Annotated in this window: 11 protein-coding genes and 1 pseudogene; 7 read left to right on the top strand and 5 right to left on the bottom strand. The window is 38.3% G+C overall.

The window, feature by feature from the left end:
• Positions 1-156: 156 nt before the first annotated feature.
• The 5 genes from PN497_RS25730 (at position 157) to PN497_RS25860 (ending at position 9,160) form a co-directional block, all read left to right on the top strand.
• A complete protein-coding gene (locus PN497_RS25730) occupies positions 157-534 on the top strand; it encodes a response regulator (protein ID WP_307722535.1) in 378 nt (125 codons plus the stop codon).
• Between the two features lie 13 nt (positions 535-547).
• Positions 548-1,108, top strand: coding sequence for a chemotaxis protein CheW (locus PN497_RS03920; protein WP_096568170.1), 561 nt, complete (start codon positions 548-550; stop codon positions 1,106-1,108).
• 16 nt (positions 1,109-1,124) lie between these two features.
• Positions 1,125-4,166 (top strand): methyl-accepting chemotaxis protein, encoded by a 3,042-nt coding sequence (locus PN497_RS03915; protein WP_096568168.1) that lies wholly within the window; start codon positions 1,125-1,127, stop codon positions 4,164-4,166.
• Between the two features lie 501 nt (positions 4,167-4,667).
• Positions 4,668-8,768, top strand: coding sequence for a chemotaxis protein CheA (locus tag PN497_RS03910; RefSeq protein ID WP_409349316.1), 4,101 nt, complete (start codon positions 4,668-4,670; stop codon positions 8,766-8,768).
• Entirely contained in the window at positions 8,726-9,160 is a 435-nt protein-coding gene (locus PN497_RS25860) for a response regulator (protein ID WP_409349315.1), read from the top strand. The genes PN497_RS03910 and PN497_RS25860 overlap by 43 nt, the downstream gene beginning before the upstream one ends.
• A 519-nt stretch (positions 9,161-9,679) precedes the next feature.
• Here the strand turns inward: PN497_RS25860 and metK are convergent.
• The 3 genes from metK to PN497_RS03895 all read right to left on the bottom strand — a co-directional run bounded on the left by metK (position 9,680) and on the right by PN497_RS03895 (position 14,480).
• Positions 9,680-10,864 (bottom strand): methionine adenosyltransferase, encoded by a 1,185-nt coding sequence (gene metK, locus PN497_RS03905; RefSeq protein WP_096568166.1) that lies wholly within the window; start codon positions 10,862-10,864, stop codon positions 9,680-9,682.
• Between the two features lie 63 nt (positions 10,865-10,927).
• Complete coding sequence (locus PN497_RS03900) at positions 10,928-13,900, bottom strand: cation-translocating P-type ATPase (RefSeq protein ID WP_096568164.1); 2,973 nt, start codon at positions 13,898-13,900, stop codon at positions 10,928-10,930.
• Entirely contained in the window at positions 13,860-14,480 is a 621-nt protein-coding gene (locus PN497_RS03895; RefSeq protein WP_096568163.1) for a DUF5132 domain-containing protein, read from the bottom strand. The genes PN497_RS03900 and PN497_RS03895 overlap by 41 nt, the downstream gene beginning before the upstream one ends.
• Positions 14,481-14,775: 295 nt before the next feature.
• Here PN497_RS03895 and PN497_RS03890 point away from each other — a divergent pair, with 295 nt between their 5' ends.
• Positions 14,776-15,237, top strand: a complete 462-nt coding sequence (locus tag PN497_RS03890) for a pyridoxamine 5'-phosphate oxidase family protein (protein ID WP_096568161.1) — start codon at positions 14,776-14,778, stop codon at positions 15,235-15,237.
• Positions 15,238-15,332: 95 nt separating this feature from the next.
• Here PN497_RS03890 and PN497_RS03885 read toward each other — a convergent pair whose 3' ends face one another.
• Complete coding sequence (locus PN497_RS03885; RefSeq protein ID WP_096568159.1) at positions 15,333-15,527, bottom strand: hypothetical protein; 195 nt, start codon at positions 15,525-15,527, stop codon at positions 15,333-15,335.
• 189 nt (positions 15,528-15,716) lie between these two features.
• A complete protein-coding gene (locus tag PN497_RS03880) occupies positions 15,717-16,340 on the bottom strand; it encodes an HPF/RaiA family ribosome-associated protein (RefSeq protein WP_096568157.1) in 624 nt (207 codons plus the stop codon).
• Positions 16,341-16,763: 423 nt separating this feature from the next.
• Between PN497_RS03880 and PN497_RS03875 the strand changes: the two are divergent.
• Positions 16,764-17,297: pseudogene (locus tag PN497_RS03875) on the top strand (metallophosphoesterase); the annotation flags it as partial.
• Between the last annotated feature and the right edge of the window lie 39 nt (positions 17,298-17,336).

Genomic DNA, 17,336 nt, shown 5'->3' with positions numbered 1-17,336 from the left:
CGCGTCGGCAATAGTCTCAATTCAATACTTGATATCACCGTATTATATATCAAGTAGTTGATTTTTTCCTAAAAATATATTGATTTTTGTCAATATAAGTATAGTTTTGTCTATGAAATTGTCAACTTAGGACTTGCTCACTTTCTAGCTTTTGCAGTGCTTGGGATTGTTGTTGTCGTTGGGTGTCAATTTGGGCAAGATAGGAATATTATTTATGGCTTGGTACATGAGACACTGTTTGATCTGTTGAGCTTACACCAAGGCAGTTTCATTTTCGATTTAGGGACAGCACTTGTTCCCCAACTCACCAGTTTAGAAATTACGCCTTTGGTCACAAAAATGGCAAAGTACGAACTTTGTCGGCGGTTAAAATCCGATCCCAAAACCCAAAATGTCCCCGTAGTCATCTGTTCTTCCAAAGGAGAAGAATTTGATCGCTACTGGGGAATGAGACAAGGAGCAGACGCTTATATAGCCAAACCGTTTCAACCAACTGAGTTGGTAGGAACAGTCAAACAATTACTGCGAGGATAAGGATGATAACAAAATGGTCAGCAAACCAGACTTTTTAAGTGGCAGCAGTCCAGACCAATTTAGCCCAGAATTACAACTAGAAAGTCCTGATAGCGTTAACGTGGCACAAGCCATAGACCCAAAAGGCGAGTTACATTTAAGATTTTATATTCCTTCACAACAGGAGTTTGCATTACCGGCAACTGGGATCAGGGAAGTCATCGAACTCAGTCCTGATCGGATCACCCCGATTCCTAATACTTCTCCACTGCTTTTGGGTACTCTAAATTTACGAGGTCGATTAATTTGGGTAGCAGATTTAGGTCAATTTCTGGGAGATGCCACTCCATTAAACACGGATAGGTCGGAGATACCAGTAATTGCTATTGAAGATCAAGACACAATAGTAGGCTTAGGAGTAGAACAAATATGTGGTATGGGTTGGCTTGATGTACAGTATCTAATGCCAGCCAATAATGTACCAGATACGATGGCTCCTTTTCTCAGGGGAGAATGGATAGATACTGAAAATAATAAGTATCTAAGATTGATTGATCAAACAGCAATTTTGCGGAGTGCTAGGTGGGCAGGTTGAAGTCGGGAGGGAGGATATGGCAGCAAATATAGATGATCGTAATTCAAAATATCAGCAGGCACTAACAGCCTATACAGAAGGAAATTATAAATTAGCCGCTACTTTAATAGACCAAGCGGTGCATAGTTTACCAGATGAACCCAATTCTCATCTGTTGCGGGGTCACATTTACTATGTTTTGCAGCAGTTCGACATTGCCCAAGCAGAATATGAGCAGGTGTTCCATTTGACAGATGATCAAGAAATTTTAGGTTCTGCAACTAACTACCTAGAAAGTATTAAACAATACTTTGAAGCCTTTGGTGAAGATGAATCCACCGTTGAGACTAATCAACAGAGAAATCATCTGGAGTCTAATGGTCTGGTAATGGATGAAGCAGATTTACTAGATTTAGGAGTTATGAGAGACTTGGATAACGCCAACTTTGATTTGAAATCGTTTGGTGACTATGAAGCATCTCAAGACTCGCTTGAAGATATGTCTTTGAGTAATCCTTTTATAAGTGATTTAAATAGTATTAATCTTGACAAGCTACCAGATAACTCAATAGATTTCGGTCATGATCCTTTTGCATTGGATCAACCATTTTCAGAGTTAGGAGCAACCAGCAATGATGCTGAAGTACTAGAAAATTCCGAGTTGCCACTAACTTTAGATCAACCATTTTCAGAGTTAGGAGCAACCAGCAATGATGCTGAAGCATCAAAAGATTTAGAGTTACCTCCTTTTTGGCAAGAAGGTATTTCATCTGAAGAGAATATTGGAACATCAGTAGAAAATAGTTATTTAACGGATCTGGATGCAAATTCAGAACAGGAAATTTCACTAACCAGTGAAGCGGAGACTAACTCACCATTTTTGGGAAAAATTAATTTATCAGGTGAAAATAATTGGGCAAGTGCGCCTGAATTAATGCTGGAACAAGATTCACCAGACTTTGAAGATATGAAACTGGAGAATTTGAAAGTTGCCAACAATAGTCAGGAAAATATTAATGTAGTCATTGAAGAACATGAAATCAATAATGATTTAAATAGACATGATTTGCCAGACAGTAGTGCAAATACATTTTGGAACCGACCAAATCATTTGAGAGAAAAAAAATCAGAAGAATTTGAACCTGAACTTGACACAAGTACCCAAATTTCATCATCTGTGAACAACAATTTTGCCGATGATGAGCAAGGTATAAATTTGGATACAAAATATCATGCAGATGAATTTGATGATGATCATTTCGATTTAGAGGCATTTGAGTCTGCCTTTGGTTCAGAAAGCTTTACCACTGATGAAGAAGAGAATCCAAATGTGCAGGGAGAAAATTCCCCAAACAATATGGAATTTCTGGGCGATTTTGACGAATTTGATGATTTAGGCAGTATTCCCAGTTTTAACCTCACAGGAGAATCTGAGTATCGAGAAATGAGTGTGTCATCACCAACAAGAGAAAGGTCGAATACTGCTAACAGTAGTTTTTCTCAAGATTTCTCCATGAATTCAGTTGATGATGACGATATTGACAGAAATGAAGAACTATTCACAATTACAGGAGCGCAAGAAGCAGTTCCTGTCTTTACCCAACCAGAAGTTTCTAAACTAGAACCCAATGTCAGTGTTGAACAGGGTCTATTCGGATTTTTTGAAAATGCCTCTTTAGATAAAAAGCAATGGTATATCGCTAGTACAGTGGGTTTGACATCCGCAGTAGTAGCAGCTTTGGTCAGTTTTGGAGCTACCACATTTTCTCCACCAGACCAACGGGAGTCAGTGCGAAATACAGGCTGGGCAATGGCTTTAGCCGCAGGACTGGCAGGTGGGATGACAGCTGGTTTCATGGGAAATCTGACACTCAAACAAATTCGCCGCACAACCAAAGATTTGCAAGCTCAGTTTGATGCTGTGCGAGAAGGGAATCTCAATGCTCAGGCTACCGTCTACTCAGAAGATGAACTAGGGTATCTAGCTACCAGCTTTAATGATATGGCACGGGTAATTTTCATGACCACTAATGAAGCCCAACGGAAAGCGGTGGAACAGGAAGAAGCCAAAGAAAACTTGCAACGCCAAGTGATTCGTCTCTTAGATGATGTGGAAGGGGCAGCAAGAGGAGATTTGACAGTTCAAGCCGAGGTGACAGCCGATGTCTTGGGAGCAGTAGCTGATGCCTTTAACCTGACAATTCAAAACCTGCGGGATATTGTTAAACAGGTAAAAATGGCAGCGAGGGAAGTAACCAAAGGCTCAACCAACTCAGAAACCTTTGCTAGAGCTTTATCAGGGTATGCTTTGCGGCAAGCAGAAGAGTTGGCTGTCACCCTTAATTCCGTACAGGTCATGACCGAATCAATTAAACGGGTAGCAGATGCCGCCAAAGAAGCAGAAGTTGTAGCCCGTGATGCCAGCGTGATCGCAGTGAAGGGGGGAGAGGCGGTAGAAAATACCGTAGCGGGGATTTTGGAAATTCGGGAAACAGTGGCAGAAACTACGCGAAAAGTGAAACGGTTGGCGGAATCTTCGCAAGAAATTAACTCTATCGTTGCTTTGGTTTCCCAGATTGCTTCTCGCACTAACCTATTAGCACTTAACGCCAGTATTGAGGCTGCCAGAGCCGGAGAAGCCGGACGGGGGTTTGCAATTGTTGCCGATGAAGTGCGGCAGTTAGCAGACAAATCCGCCAAGTCTTTGAAAGAAATTGAACAAATCGTCATGCAAATCCAGAGCGATACAGGCTCTGTAATGACAGCGATGGAAGAAGGTACACAACAGGTAATTCAAGGGACAAAACTGGCAGAAGAAGCCAAGCGATCAGTAGAAGACATTATCGAAGTAGCTGGTCATATCGACAGTCTGGTGCGCTCAATTACCGCTGATACCGTAGAACAGACGGAAACTTCTCTGGCTGTGGCTCAGGTGATGCAATCAGTGGAACTCACAGCCCAGGAAACGTCCCAAGAAGCACAACGAGTTTCAGGAGCATTACAACACTTGGTGGGAGTATCCCGCGACTTGATCGCTTCTGTGGAAAGCTTCCGAGTGGAAACTATTGAATCTAGGTAAAGGGAGTGTTTAATTTTGGATTTGAGATTTTTTCATCCAAGATCCCAAATCCTAAATTCAACATTCAGCCTTATTCCTGCATTAATGGTCAGGATTCAGAATACAAAATACAGAATAAATAAGACTTTGAACATCCTAATTGATATGTTTTCTAAAATCTCTAATCTGTTAATTCCTGAGCAAGATAATACTCCTGACTCCTGACTCCTGTACGGGTCTTCGCGAAGCGTGCTGGAAGCATCAGCATTCGGGCGAACAATTATTAATTTTTATCACAGGTTATTTTCCTGTAAGGGCGAAGCATTCGGGCGAACAATTATCAATTTGATGAAAAGGTTATTTTCCTGTAAGGGCGAAGCATTCGGGCGAACAATTATTAATTTTTATCACAGGTTATTTTCCGAATGCTTCGCCCCTACTTCGCTCCTACTTCGCCCCTACGACTCCTGACTCCTGAATTCTTCTCATTAATCGTTCATCCTTTATTCTTCATCCTTGTTTATGCAGCTGGAACAACAACAACGGATATTGGGTTACTTCATCGAAGAAGCCAGAGACCACCTGAACACCATTGAACAGGGGTTACTGAACCTACAAGAAACCCTTAATGACCCAGAAATGATCAACGAAGTCTTCCGCGCTGCTCACTCCATTAAAGGCGGGGCAGCTATGCTGGGATTGACCAGTATTCAGCATACGTCTCACAGGCTGGAAGATAGTTTTAAAGTTCTTAAAGAGCAACGAGTTGAGGTTGACCAAAAACTAGAGTCTTTGTTTCTGAGTGTCTCTGATACTTTAAAAGCTTTGTTGGATAATTTGGGTAGTCCCTTTGGTCTGTCAGAGGAAACTGCAAATACTTTGATGTCCGAAACTGAACCGCTGTTTGCAGAACTAAATCAGCATCTAGAAAAACTTTTACAATCAGGAAATATTAACACCCCCATTGCTGTATCTGCACCGACACCACTACCAAAACAGGAAGTTGTACCTCCAGTAAGTACCCAAAAACCGCCAGTAGTCAGCCAAAATAATTGGTCAGATTTTCAAAGTCAAGTCCTACAATCCCTGCGGGAAATGCTGCAACTTTTTAAACAAAGCAGCACACCTTCATCTAGGGAAAATTTACAGTCATGCTGTCAGCAATTATTTAAACTTGGTGAAAAATTTAATTTGCCTAATTGGTCTAAATTGTGTCAATCTGCCAATAATGCGATCGCCAATCCTGATAATAGTTATCTCACTTTAGCCAAAATTATTATTACCGAAATCAAACAAGCTCAAGAATTAGTTATTCACGGTAAAGAAGCAGAAATAACCATTGGTCAAGAATTAGAAGCACTGGAGCTAATTCCAGAACTGGAGTTGTTAGAACTAAATTGGGCAGAGGAAAAACCACAGCTAATCACATCCTCTAACGATACACTAGAAATACAAGAATTACATACAGATAATGTACTGGATAGCAGCGCAATTGTTGAACCAATAGAAGAATTTGACATAGCAGCAGATACAAGCATTCAAGACTTTGATAGTTTGCCAGAAATCGCTAGGGATGACACAGATGTAAATGCTTTTAGTCTCAATTCCTTGTTCACTGAAAACGATGACGAAATACTCAACTTCAGTGGTGATCTTACTAACTTAAATGGACTAGAAGTAGGCATTGCTGAGTTCAATACTCTAGAAGATTTATTTCAAGGTGAGTCTCCCGATTTTGAAAGATGGGAACAAGAACAAATACCAGACACTACCATCAATCAATTAAGAACTGAACCTACATCAGAACACATAGCATCTCAACCAGAAAGTTTGTCTTTAGATTTGTTTGGTGAAATTGAAACAGATACAACAGCCACAACAAATGATTTAGAAATTGATGATTTATTGCCTTTAAGTCTCAATACAAAAGCAGAAATTTCTGCCGCTGCACCTGAATATGATCTTAATAGCTTCTGGACAGAAATGGATTCAGAACCAGCACAGTTAAATGCTGCTGAATTAGAACAGGATGTGGCTAAGGAATTAGAAGAAAGTTTATTTGCAGGTTTTGGGGAAACTGTAGCTGATAGTCAGCAGTCATCTAACCTCAACTTTTATTTAGCAGACTTTGATTTGACTGAAAACCAACAACAAGAGATAGGAGATTCCTGGTTGACATCTGGTGGAGATGATTTATTTGCTGATTTAGCAAATTCTCCTTCCACTTCTCCCACAGCAGATAATAATCAGGTGTTATTGCCGGAAATTGATAGCTTCTCCCAACAACCAGCAGCAATGAATTTGATGGCGGAATTTACCGTTCCATCTGCTCAGACAAATGCTAATTTGGAATTGGATATATTTGCTGGTTTTGATGACAACAGTAATGAGGATGTATCACTTTCCTGGGAGAAGATCACAGTAATTCAGTCAATTGAAGATCACCAGGAAACCACAAAGACAGCGATCAATGATCGCAATCTTAGTCAGGAAAAACAGCCAGAGGTATTAGAGCAGGATATAAGTGAAAATCTGGGGATAGATATTGATCTTTCCTTAGATGTTGATTTGCCAGAATTGGCTTTAGAACAAGAATTAGAACAAGAAGAAATTACAACAGATTTATTTGCTCAAACGCCTCTAACGCTACCTCTAATACTAGAAGCAGCAAATTCTCAACTATTAAAGTTAGAAACCACAACCACAAATACTGCGGAAAATGTAGTAGATGAACTGGCAGAATTAGCAGTATTCAATACTTCAGAAAATGCAGTAGATGAATTTGCAGAGTTAGAAGCATTACTCGATGAAGAAGAATTAGAAACACCCAATCCAAACTCCATTCCAGACGCAGATTTTGCGGCTTTAGAAGCATTACTGGGTACAGATAATGCTTCAGCAACAGAGATACCACAAACGCCACCAAAACCGAGTCCACCTGTAGCTGCAAAAGCTAAAAATATAGCTGTGTCTTCAGACATACCAGATGAATTTAAAGATTTGGAGGAATTACTTCAACAAGCAGATCAAACAATTAACTCATCAGGAAGAGGGATAAACTCAAATACTAGCAAAGTGCCACGTCAGGCTACTCGTCGTGTTCGAGAAGAAAGCATGAAAATTCCAGTCAAGCAACTGGATGAAATGAGCAACTTAGTTGGGGAGTTGGTGGTTAATCGCAATACCTTAGAACAGGATCATGAGCGTCTGCGACAATCATTAGATAACTTATTGATTCAAATTCAACATCTTTCCGATGTGGGCGCAAGAATGCAAGAATTATACGAGCGATCGCTCTTGGAAGCTTCACTATTGAAGAGTCGCAGAGCCAGAGAAAAAGGTTACAACAGTTCCAATGATCGGGGTTTTGCCTCCGAAGAAATGGACGAGTTTACCGAATTTCACCTACTTGCTCAAGAAACTATAGAATACATTGTGAGAGTTCGGGAGTCAGCCAGCGACATTGACTTTGTTACCGAAGAAACTGAACGAGTAGCACTACAGTTCCGCCAAGTCACCAGCCAACTACAAGAAGGAATAACTAAAGCGCGAATGGTGCCTTTTGCTCAATCTGTTGATCGGTTGCGTCGAGGGGTGCGGGATAACGGCATCAAATATGGAAAACAAGTAGAACTGATGACAGAAGGGGTAAATACATTAGTTGACAAGATGATTTTGGATCATCTGACAGATCCCCTCACCCATATGCTCAATAATGCGATCTCTCACGGTATTGAAACTCCAGAAGTTCGCACAGCTGCGGGTAAATCACCTGTGGGAACAATCAAGATCCGCGCTTTCCACCAAGGTAATCAAACTGTAATTGCTGTCAGTGATGACGGTGCCGGTATTGATCACGAAAAGGTAAAACAGAAGGCACTGCAAAAAGGTGTGATTACACCAGAAGAAGCAAAAACCATATCTCGCCAAGAAGCTTATGAACTTTTGTTTCTGCCCAATTTCAGCACAGCCGATCAAGTTGATGATATCAAAGGTCGGGGTGTGGGTATGAACGTAGTTCAAACTGATATTAACGAAATTCGTGGTACTGTCACCACTGATTCGGTACTAGGTAAAGGAACTACCTTTACTATTCGCCTACCACTCACCCTGAGTATTTGTAAAGCTCTCTGCTGTATTTCCAACAAGTCAAGAATTGCTTTCCCAATGGATGGCGTGGAAGACACATTAGATATACCCGTTACAGATGTTCAGAAAGATGCGGATGGACAATCATTTATTTGGTGGCGGGAAACAGTCCTACCCTTCCGAACTTTACAGGAAATTTTGGTTTTCAATCGTCATGTTGCTCGCGGTAACGTCTATAGCAACACGCGAGAAGATGACACAATTTCTGTGGTTGTTTTGCGCTCAGGTAATACAATGGTCGCTATCCAGATTGACCAAGTGTTGGGTGAACAGGAAATTGTCATTAAGCAATTTGAAGGACCGGCACCTAAACCCATTGGTGTGGCTGGTGCTACAGTTCTCGGTGATGGTCGCATTATGCCTATTGCCGACGTTTTAGAAATTATTGACATCTTCCAAGGTAAGATGTCTAAACAAATTGGTGGTGGCTCTTGGCAACGAAGAACGGCTCTTCCTGTAACGCTCCAGAGGTGAAGATTGATCCGACAGTGTTAATTGTCGATGACTCTATTACTGTCCGGGAATTACTTTCTCTCACTTTTACCAAAGCTGGTTATCGTGTTGAACAAGCCCGTGATGGTCAAGAAGCTTGGGATAAGCTGCGTTCTGGTTTACCTTGCGATATTGTCTTCTGTGACATTGAAATGCCCCGCTGTGACGGTCTGGAACTGCTCTCACGTATTCAAAAAAACGGTAGTCTTAATCACCTACCTATAGCTATGCTGACCTCACGCGGTGCAGACAAACACAAACAAATGGCTGTTCAACTCGGTGCTAGTGGTTACTTTACTAAACCCTATTTAGAAGAAGCACTATTAGAAGCCGCTACTCGGATGCTCAAAGGCGAGAAGTTAGTAACGGCTTAGGGGGTGAATGGGGACTGGGAGAGGCAGAAGTTATTGAATTTTGACTTTTGACTTTTCATTCTCCTTTCACATTTACAGCAGATTTTATGCCTATGAGGTACAAATCATAATCATAAAACTCTTGTGGGGTGGGCATACTTCGACATAGTTCGACTCCGCACTTCGACTTACTTCGACTGCGCCCTTCGACACCGCCCTTCGACACCGCCCTTCGACTGCGCTCAGGACAGGCTCAGGACAGGCTCAGTACAAGTCTTGACCGCCCATAGTGTACCTCATTACACCGGAAAGTGCTGTAAGTAGGGCTTGCTGAATAAAGACAAAAGCTAGATATATTGAAGGTTTGAGGCTAATAAACAAGAAAAAGATGCAAGGATTTTGAAGGGTATACCTGAAAAAGTGTGCATTTTGGGTCTGATAAATCAGGAAATTATAGGATGACAGATAGCTGAAACTGTCACCTGTCACTGGTCTTTCACAGATAACTTTTTCAGCAAGCCCTAATTATTAACCCCAAATTCAAAATACATCCACCTTATCCAACTTTTCCCAAGGTAATTCTATATCAATTCTACCCAGATGACCATAAGCAGCAAGCTTGCGATAAAACCCACCTTTAGTTAATGAAGGTAAAAACCTTAAATTAAATTGTTTAATAATTCCTGCTAACCGAAAATCAAAATGTTTCTCTAAAATAGCAGTAATTTCCTCATCAGAAATATTCCCAGTGCCAAAAGTTTCCACCTGCACACTCACAGGTCGAGAAAGTCCGATAGAATAACTTAATTGTACTTCGCACTCATCAGCTAACTTTGCAGCAACAACATTTTTAGCAGCATATCTAGCAACATAAGCCCCAATTCTATCTATTCTAATGGGGTCTTTACCACTTAACGCCGAACCGCTATGTTTAGAATATTCACCATAGGTATCAATAGCGTTTTTTCTACCAGTTAAACCTGCATGGGCAGTGGGTCCACCAATAATAAATGGTCCATCAGGATTAATAAATATTCTAGTTTTAGCATCAGGTTTAATTGCTTCATTTGCAAACACAGGATCAATCACAGTTTCTCTAATATCATCTTGTAATTGTTGTAAATTTGGTTTTGGTGATTGATTTTGACTAGCGATAACTGTAATACTGTGAATCCTATAAGGTTGACGATTTTTATATTCAACACCTACCTGGGTTTTACCATCTGGGGTAAGATAAGAGAGGATTTTTTGCTTTCTCACCTCACTAATTTGTCGAGCTAATTTATGTGCTAACCAAATCGGTAAAGGCATAAAATTATAAGTTTGATTGCAAGCAAAACCAAAAACTGTAGCTTGATTCTTGACAGTAATTTTCTCTATTTCCGCATCAGATAAAATCTTTTCATCAAATAAATGATATTCTTCAGGAGGCAATTCTGTTAAGCTAGTTAAAATACTGCAATTTTTACCATTGAATTCTGTTTGTTGATAACCAACTTGTTCAATTACCTGCCTAGCAATATTAGTAAAATCCACATTTGCACTAGGTTCAAATCTCGCAGCAATAAAAACAATACCTGTTGACACAGCACATTCTGTAATAATTCTCCCATAGGGATCTTGTTGTAAAAACCTATCTACAATAGCATCACTAATTTGATCACAAAGTTTATCAGGATGCCCTTCCGTCACAGATTCCGACGTAAACATAAAATCCTTTTTCATAAAAAAATCCTCTCTTTTCTCTGCGTTCTCTGTGCCTCTGTGGTTCGTTATCAAAATATCTTATCAACTGATTTTTTTAGTCCCTTCATTTACCAACAATGGCAACAAAGCACCACCAGAAATTACAACAGTATCAACCATATTCAACGGGGCAATTTTCAATAAACTCCGTAACTGTGGCACAGCTAAAGCCAAAATTTGAATACCAAAAGAACCAACAACAGCAGTCGTTAAATAAGGATTAGGCGGTAATTTTTCCTGACTAAAAATACTGTGTTTTTCAGAACGACTGCTAATAGTATGTAATAACTGCCCAGAAGTCAAAGTCATAAAAGCCAAGGTACTAGCTTTAGGACTAATTCCATATTTAAAAATACCGTAACCATAAGCAGCTAAGGTACTAATAGAAATGACAGCAGATTCAAACACAATTCTCCCAAAATCAGTATTTTTAATAATTGGTTCATTTGGGTTACGCGGAGGTTGATTTAATACGTCTGGTTCTGGTGCTTCCATAGCTAAAGAAAGTCCAGGGAAAATATCAGTTACTAAGTTCAACCATAAAAGTTGAATTGCGTTTAAAGGTTCACCAATACCGACTGCGGTAGCGGTTGTCATCACCATAATTTCGCTGAGATTTGTAGCTAAGAGAAAATGTACAGATTTTCTAATGTTGTTGTAAATTGTTCTGCCTCTACTAACCGCAATCATCATTGTTTCTAATCTGTCATCTTCTAAGACAATATCAGCAACTTCACGGGCGACATCTGTACCTTCTTTACCCATTGCTACACCGACTTGAGCAGCTTTTAATGCAGGTGCGTCGTTAATACCATCACCGGTCATAGAAACAACTTTACCCGATGTCTGCAATGCTTGAACAATTTGCAGTTTATTACTAGGACTAATGCGGGCAAAAACGTCTACTTTGTCGCTGAGTGCTGCTAATGCTTCCGGGGTGAGATTATTGAGGTTATTAGAGTCAAGAATTTCTAATTGGGGATGTCGATTTAATTCTAATTCTTTAGCGATCGCATAAGCTGTAGGACTTTGATCACCAGTAATCATTACCGTATTAATTCCCGCTTGATGAAAGTCGGCAATTAATTCTTTTGCACCTTTTCTAATTGGATCAGCCATCCCCACCAAGCCCAACCAAATTAAATCTGATTCATGATTATTGTTATTTTCCACTTCCTCAATATAACCATAAGCCACACCCAAAACTCTTAACGCTTTTCCTGCTAAACGATCATTTTCTATTTCTATTTTCTGTCGGTCTTCTGCTATCAAAGGTACAACTTCACCATTTTTCATCCACCGATGACAAAGTTGTAAAACTTCCGCAGGATTTCCTTTCACAGCCACCATTTGCTGACAATTATGAGTTGCATGAATTGTACTCATAAGGTTGCGATTTTCAGAACGCAAATTAGTTTGCAGTAAAGGATATTTTTCTTTCAATGCCATCACATCTACACCTGCACTAATCGCTGTGTAAATCAAGGCATTTTCTGTAGCTGAACCTGTAACCAGATATTCATCAGCATCATTTTTTTTACTAACTTCACTTTCATTACAAAGAATTGCTACATGAATTAATTTTAATAGTTCATTATAAGTGTAGGGATTAATAATTTTTTCTCCAGTAATAAATTCACCATCCCTGACTTGAATATGTTTACTGTCGGTGACTATTTCCACCACTGACATTTTATTTTCTGTGAGAGTTCCGGTTTTATCTAAACAAATAGTTTGCACCGAACCTAATGCTTCTACTGCATTTAAACTGCGAACAATAACTTTATTTTTTCGCATATCACGAATGCCTAAAGCAAGGGTTGTGGTAGCAATTGTTGGTAAACCTTCGGGTACTGCTGCAACTGCTAAAGATATAGAAGATTGCAACATTGCTAATAAATTATATCCCCGTAAAACTCCCATTCCAAACACTAAACCACATAATCCCATACTAATAAAAACCAGTTGACTACCCACTTGATCTAATTGTTTAGCAAGGGGAGTTTGAGTTGTTGTCGCTTCACTAACTAATTGCTGAATTTTCCCCATTTCGGTAAATTTGCCTGTAGCAACTACCGCTGCTAAACCCTGTCCATTAATAACTAATGTACCTTTATAAATCATATTCAAACGATCAGCTAAAGGTACATCTTCACCATGTAATAATGTGGGATTTTTAGAAACGGGAACACTTTCCCCAGTTAAAGCAGATTCATCAATAGTTAAATTATCAACTTCAATAATTCTGGCATCTGCGGCAATATAACTACCAGGTTTAAGAACTAAAATATCTCCTACAACTACATTTTCTGTAGGTATTTCTTGTAGCTTATTATCTCTAATTACCCAAGTAGATTTTTCTGAGCGATTTTTCAGGGAATTAATAATGCGTTCTGACTGACTTTCTGTAATATAACCAATGGTAGCATTTAAACCAACTACACCCAAAATTACTACAGCATCAATAATTCCCCCAGTGAAAATAGAAATTCCCGCAGCAACACCTAATAAAGCAACTGGTAATGATTTAAACTGCTCAATTAACATACTGATTTCTGAGCGTTTTACTGTTGCTGATAATAGGTTTTTACCATATTTATTCAGGTATTTATTGGCAGTTTCATTAGATAATCCTGAGATATGGGAAGTATTTAATGATTGCAGAACATTATCCGCTGTCATTAAATACCAATTTTCGGTTTTTTGCTCTTGCTTGGATAAAGTTAACTTATCTTTTTTAGTAGGGTGTACTAATGTTTTAACATCAGTAAATTCAGCCTTATCTTTATATCCCGATAAAGCTTTATCAATAAAATATGCAATTTTCCTATAGCTAACGTCTGGTTGAAAAATAACCAAAATATTGCTAGTTAACACATTAGCAGCAACAGAAATAATTTCTGGGTAATTAGCAAGCGATCGCTCCAAATATATCTTTAATGACTGCGAACGATAAAGTTCATCAATTTTATATCTAGCTCTCCCTTTGACATTGCTGTGTATTATTTGAATCACTACTTTGTTGCTCCTGAAATTCCATTGAAACAGTATTAATTGATAAATTTGTTAATTGAGTTTCATCCTCAAAATTTAGTCTGGTAAAAATATCAAAAGCATACCAAGCCAATATATACCAAGGTATTTCTTCTAATTGAAATCCTTTTCTTAACAATTGTTGCAGTGAAAGTAAACCAATTCCTACAGGTAATATCACTCGTAAATCAGCAACACCATTTGTCATTCTTGCCACATCTGTATTAATATCAGAGATGACATTGATTAAATCTTTTGCTGCTTCTGATTTACCATTTGTGAAATAATTTCCATAAGTTCTAGATTGATTTCTAAATTGACTTCTAGATTGAGTTCTAGATGGAAAACTTTCTGGTTTCTCCTTTCTTGCATCTGCGCTTACTTTTTCTACCGTTTCACCCATTTCTGCAACTGCATCCTTAACTTTTTCTGATAACAAAATACTATCTTTAATAGTATTTTGGACTACAGGTTGTTTCATTGCTGATGCAATCGGTAAAATCACAGGTGAAAAGACAATTGCTGTCAAACCTTCAATAATTGTGTCTAATGTAGATGCCATTTTTACATCTCTCCTATTATCACTTGATCCAGTCAATCACTAAAATAGTATAAAAAAATATTATAAAAATTACTAGCTATTGCCATCATCCTCAAGTTACATAATTATTTGTAATTCCTAAACAAAATTATCATTTTTCTCTAATTTTTTTTCTCAAAATATTCCTTTAGTTATACACTAAGCAACTTAATTACTAAGGTGAGAATTACACCTATAGACTCATGTAATAGCAATCTAAAAACATTAATACTAAAAAAGATATGAGCTACCCATTACTAAATAAAAAAATACCTAAATGGCAAATTCACAAGAACACAATCAAAAAACTCAGCAGTTGCGTACACTGATTAAAGACATTGACAATGCTATGTTAACTACAGTCGATGATGATGGTAGTTTGCATAGTCGTCCTATGTCTATTTTTAGCGACATTGATGCAGATGGTAAACTTTGGTTCTTTACCTTTGCTGATTCTCATAAAGTCTTAGAAATTCAACGTCGTCAACAAGTAAATGTGAGTTTTTCTTCACCTGATCAACAGCGATATATTTCTATTTCCGGTACAGCAGAACTGGTGAAAGATAGAAATAAATTACAAGAGAAATGGAAACCCGAATTACAAACTTGGTTTCCCCAAGGAATAGATGAACCGAATATTGCTTTGCTAAAAGTCAATATTAACAAAGCAGATTATTGGGAAAGTTCATCAAGTTTTATACCACAAAAAATTAGTTTTTTAGAACTCTCTCACCGTTAAGGTAGAATCTATTAGGGGCGAAGCCTTCGGAAAATAGCCTGGGATAAAAATTGATCATTGTTCGCCCGAATGCTTCGCCCTTGGAGAAAAATTGATCATTTTCTTGAGCTATTCTTGTCAATCTGCTCAATTAATTTCTCTGCCATTTCTACAGATGCAATCATTAATTTCTGTTCCAAATTTCCATAACCTCCCTCATCACTAACTTGAGGGTAAATGTGAGGATTAGATAGCATTGCTGCCAGTAATTGAGATGCTGTTTTTTTCAATTCATCAATTTGTGTATTCATATCCTTTCCAGCCAATAAGTGATCAATTGATAATTGATATTAACAGTTGATAATTGACTATTGTATTCAAACTTGAAAACCTCTCCTTTGAAGGTGAAAAAATCAAAAAATCTGCTGTTTTTATTCTCTTACAGGGAGAGGTAATAATTAATTATCAATTGTTCATTGTCAATTGTCCATTATTAAATCCTACCAATCTAAAGGAGTTTCAACTAATTTTTCTGAAGATTTACCAGCACGCACACCAGGTTTATCAACTATTTTTACAGTGCTTGCTTGCGGTCCTTCTTCCCCATCCTCTAAGGAAAAATGCACACCAGTACCAATTTCTAAACGGTCAAAGTCGTGATGTAAAACACTATTTTGGTGAAAATATATTTCCCTTCCATCTAAAGTTTTTAGGAAACCATAGCCATCTTCTCGAAATAATTTTGTTACCAAACCTGTACTTTCTTGCGCTTCCTCATATCTGCCAGCTTGTTCACTTGCACGTTGCAGTTGAGTCAGTTTAACTAACTGCTGACGCATAGCATCAAAAGTTTCTCTCACTACTGCATCTAACGGTTGATATTGAACACCCTCACCCGGATTTTTTTCCGCTGCTAGTTCATGGCCAGGCGGAACAGTCAGATCAATTCTCACTCGATAAGGAGAACCGCTACGGGGACGATCATGGATTTTTTCAATAGCAATGTGACAGCTATTGATGTAATTACAAATATTCTCTAGTTTGGCAATTTTTTCATGAACTAAATTATCAATTGCCTCTGATTTCTCTACATTACGATAGGTAATTTCTGGTTGAATTTTCATACATTTCTAATCCAAATACTCTCATCAAAATACAAACCAAATACAAAAATGGCGCAACTTACAGTGGATAGTGGATAGATCCCGGACTTCTTAAAGAAGCCCGGTGTCTGGATATTAAGTTCCTTTCCTTAAGCTTGATTTACTTATCTTTTTATATTTATAATACATTAATCAATTCTAAACAAGAAAATAATTATTTTTCTTCAACCCAAGGCTAGAGATTTTTAAAATAAGTATATACCAAAAGTAAGATTTGACTGGTCAACAGCCAATAATTTTATTTATAATAAAATTATATTTATACTAAAATTTGTTGTTAAAATAGGTCAACTATTGCATTTGAAATCAAACTTAATTTGGTACATAATCTGTCTCATTGGCGGATTTATCCTGGTTTTATTGGTACTGGTTTTATTTATCCTTTATTATACTCACTCCCAAACAGAAATTACTAAAGCTTTAACAGGTGTAGAAATTGAGGTACTTTGGAATCAAATCGCCTATCCTTTAGGTTCACATTTAGCATTAGTAGGACTTGCTGATTTCTGGTCTCCAGAATTTCATCCAGCACCTGTAATGAATTCCTTAGATATTCATATTCCCCATATTGTTTTATCACATAATCCTGATAGTGCAGTAGTTTTGCAAAATTGGCGCGTAGATTTACAATTGTCAGGACATACTCACGGGGGTCAAATTGTGATTCCCGGTGTAGGTTCTTTACCAAATTGGATTTCTTCTTCCCGTCACAAAATACCTGAATTGTTTTGGACTTGGATACCTTTTATGAAGGGTAAATGGCCAAAAGTCGTAGAAAATTGGCAATGGAGTCAAGGACTACATCAAATAACGACAAATCTAGGTACAAATCAATTGTATGTCAATCGTGGTTTGGGAACTTTCCCCCCCGGACGTTGGTATTGTCCACCCGAAGTAACAGCTATTACACTGGTTTAAAGGGGACTGGTGACTGGGGACTGGTGACTGGGGACTGGT

Origin of the sequence: Sphaerospermopsis kisseleviana CS-549 (assembly GCF_028329225.1) — a bacterium.
Lineage (GTDB): Bacteria > Cyanobacteriota > Cyanobacteriia > Cyanobacteriales > Nostocaceae > Sphaerospermopsis > Sphaerospermopsis kisseleviana.
Note: the sequence above shows the minus strand (reverse complement) of the source record. Positions and strands in the feature narration are given on the sequence as shown.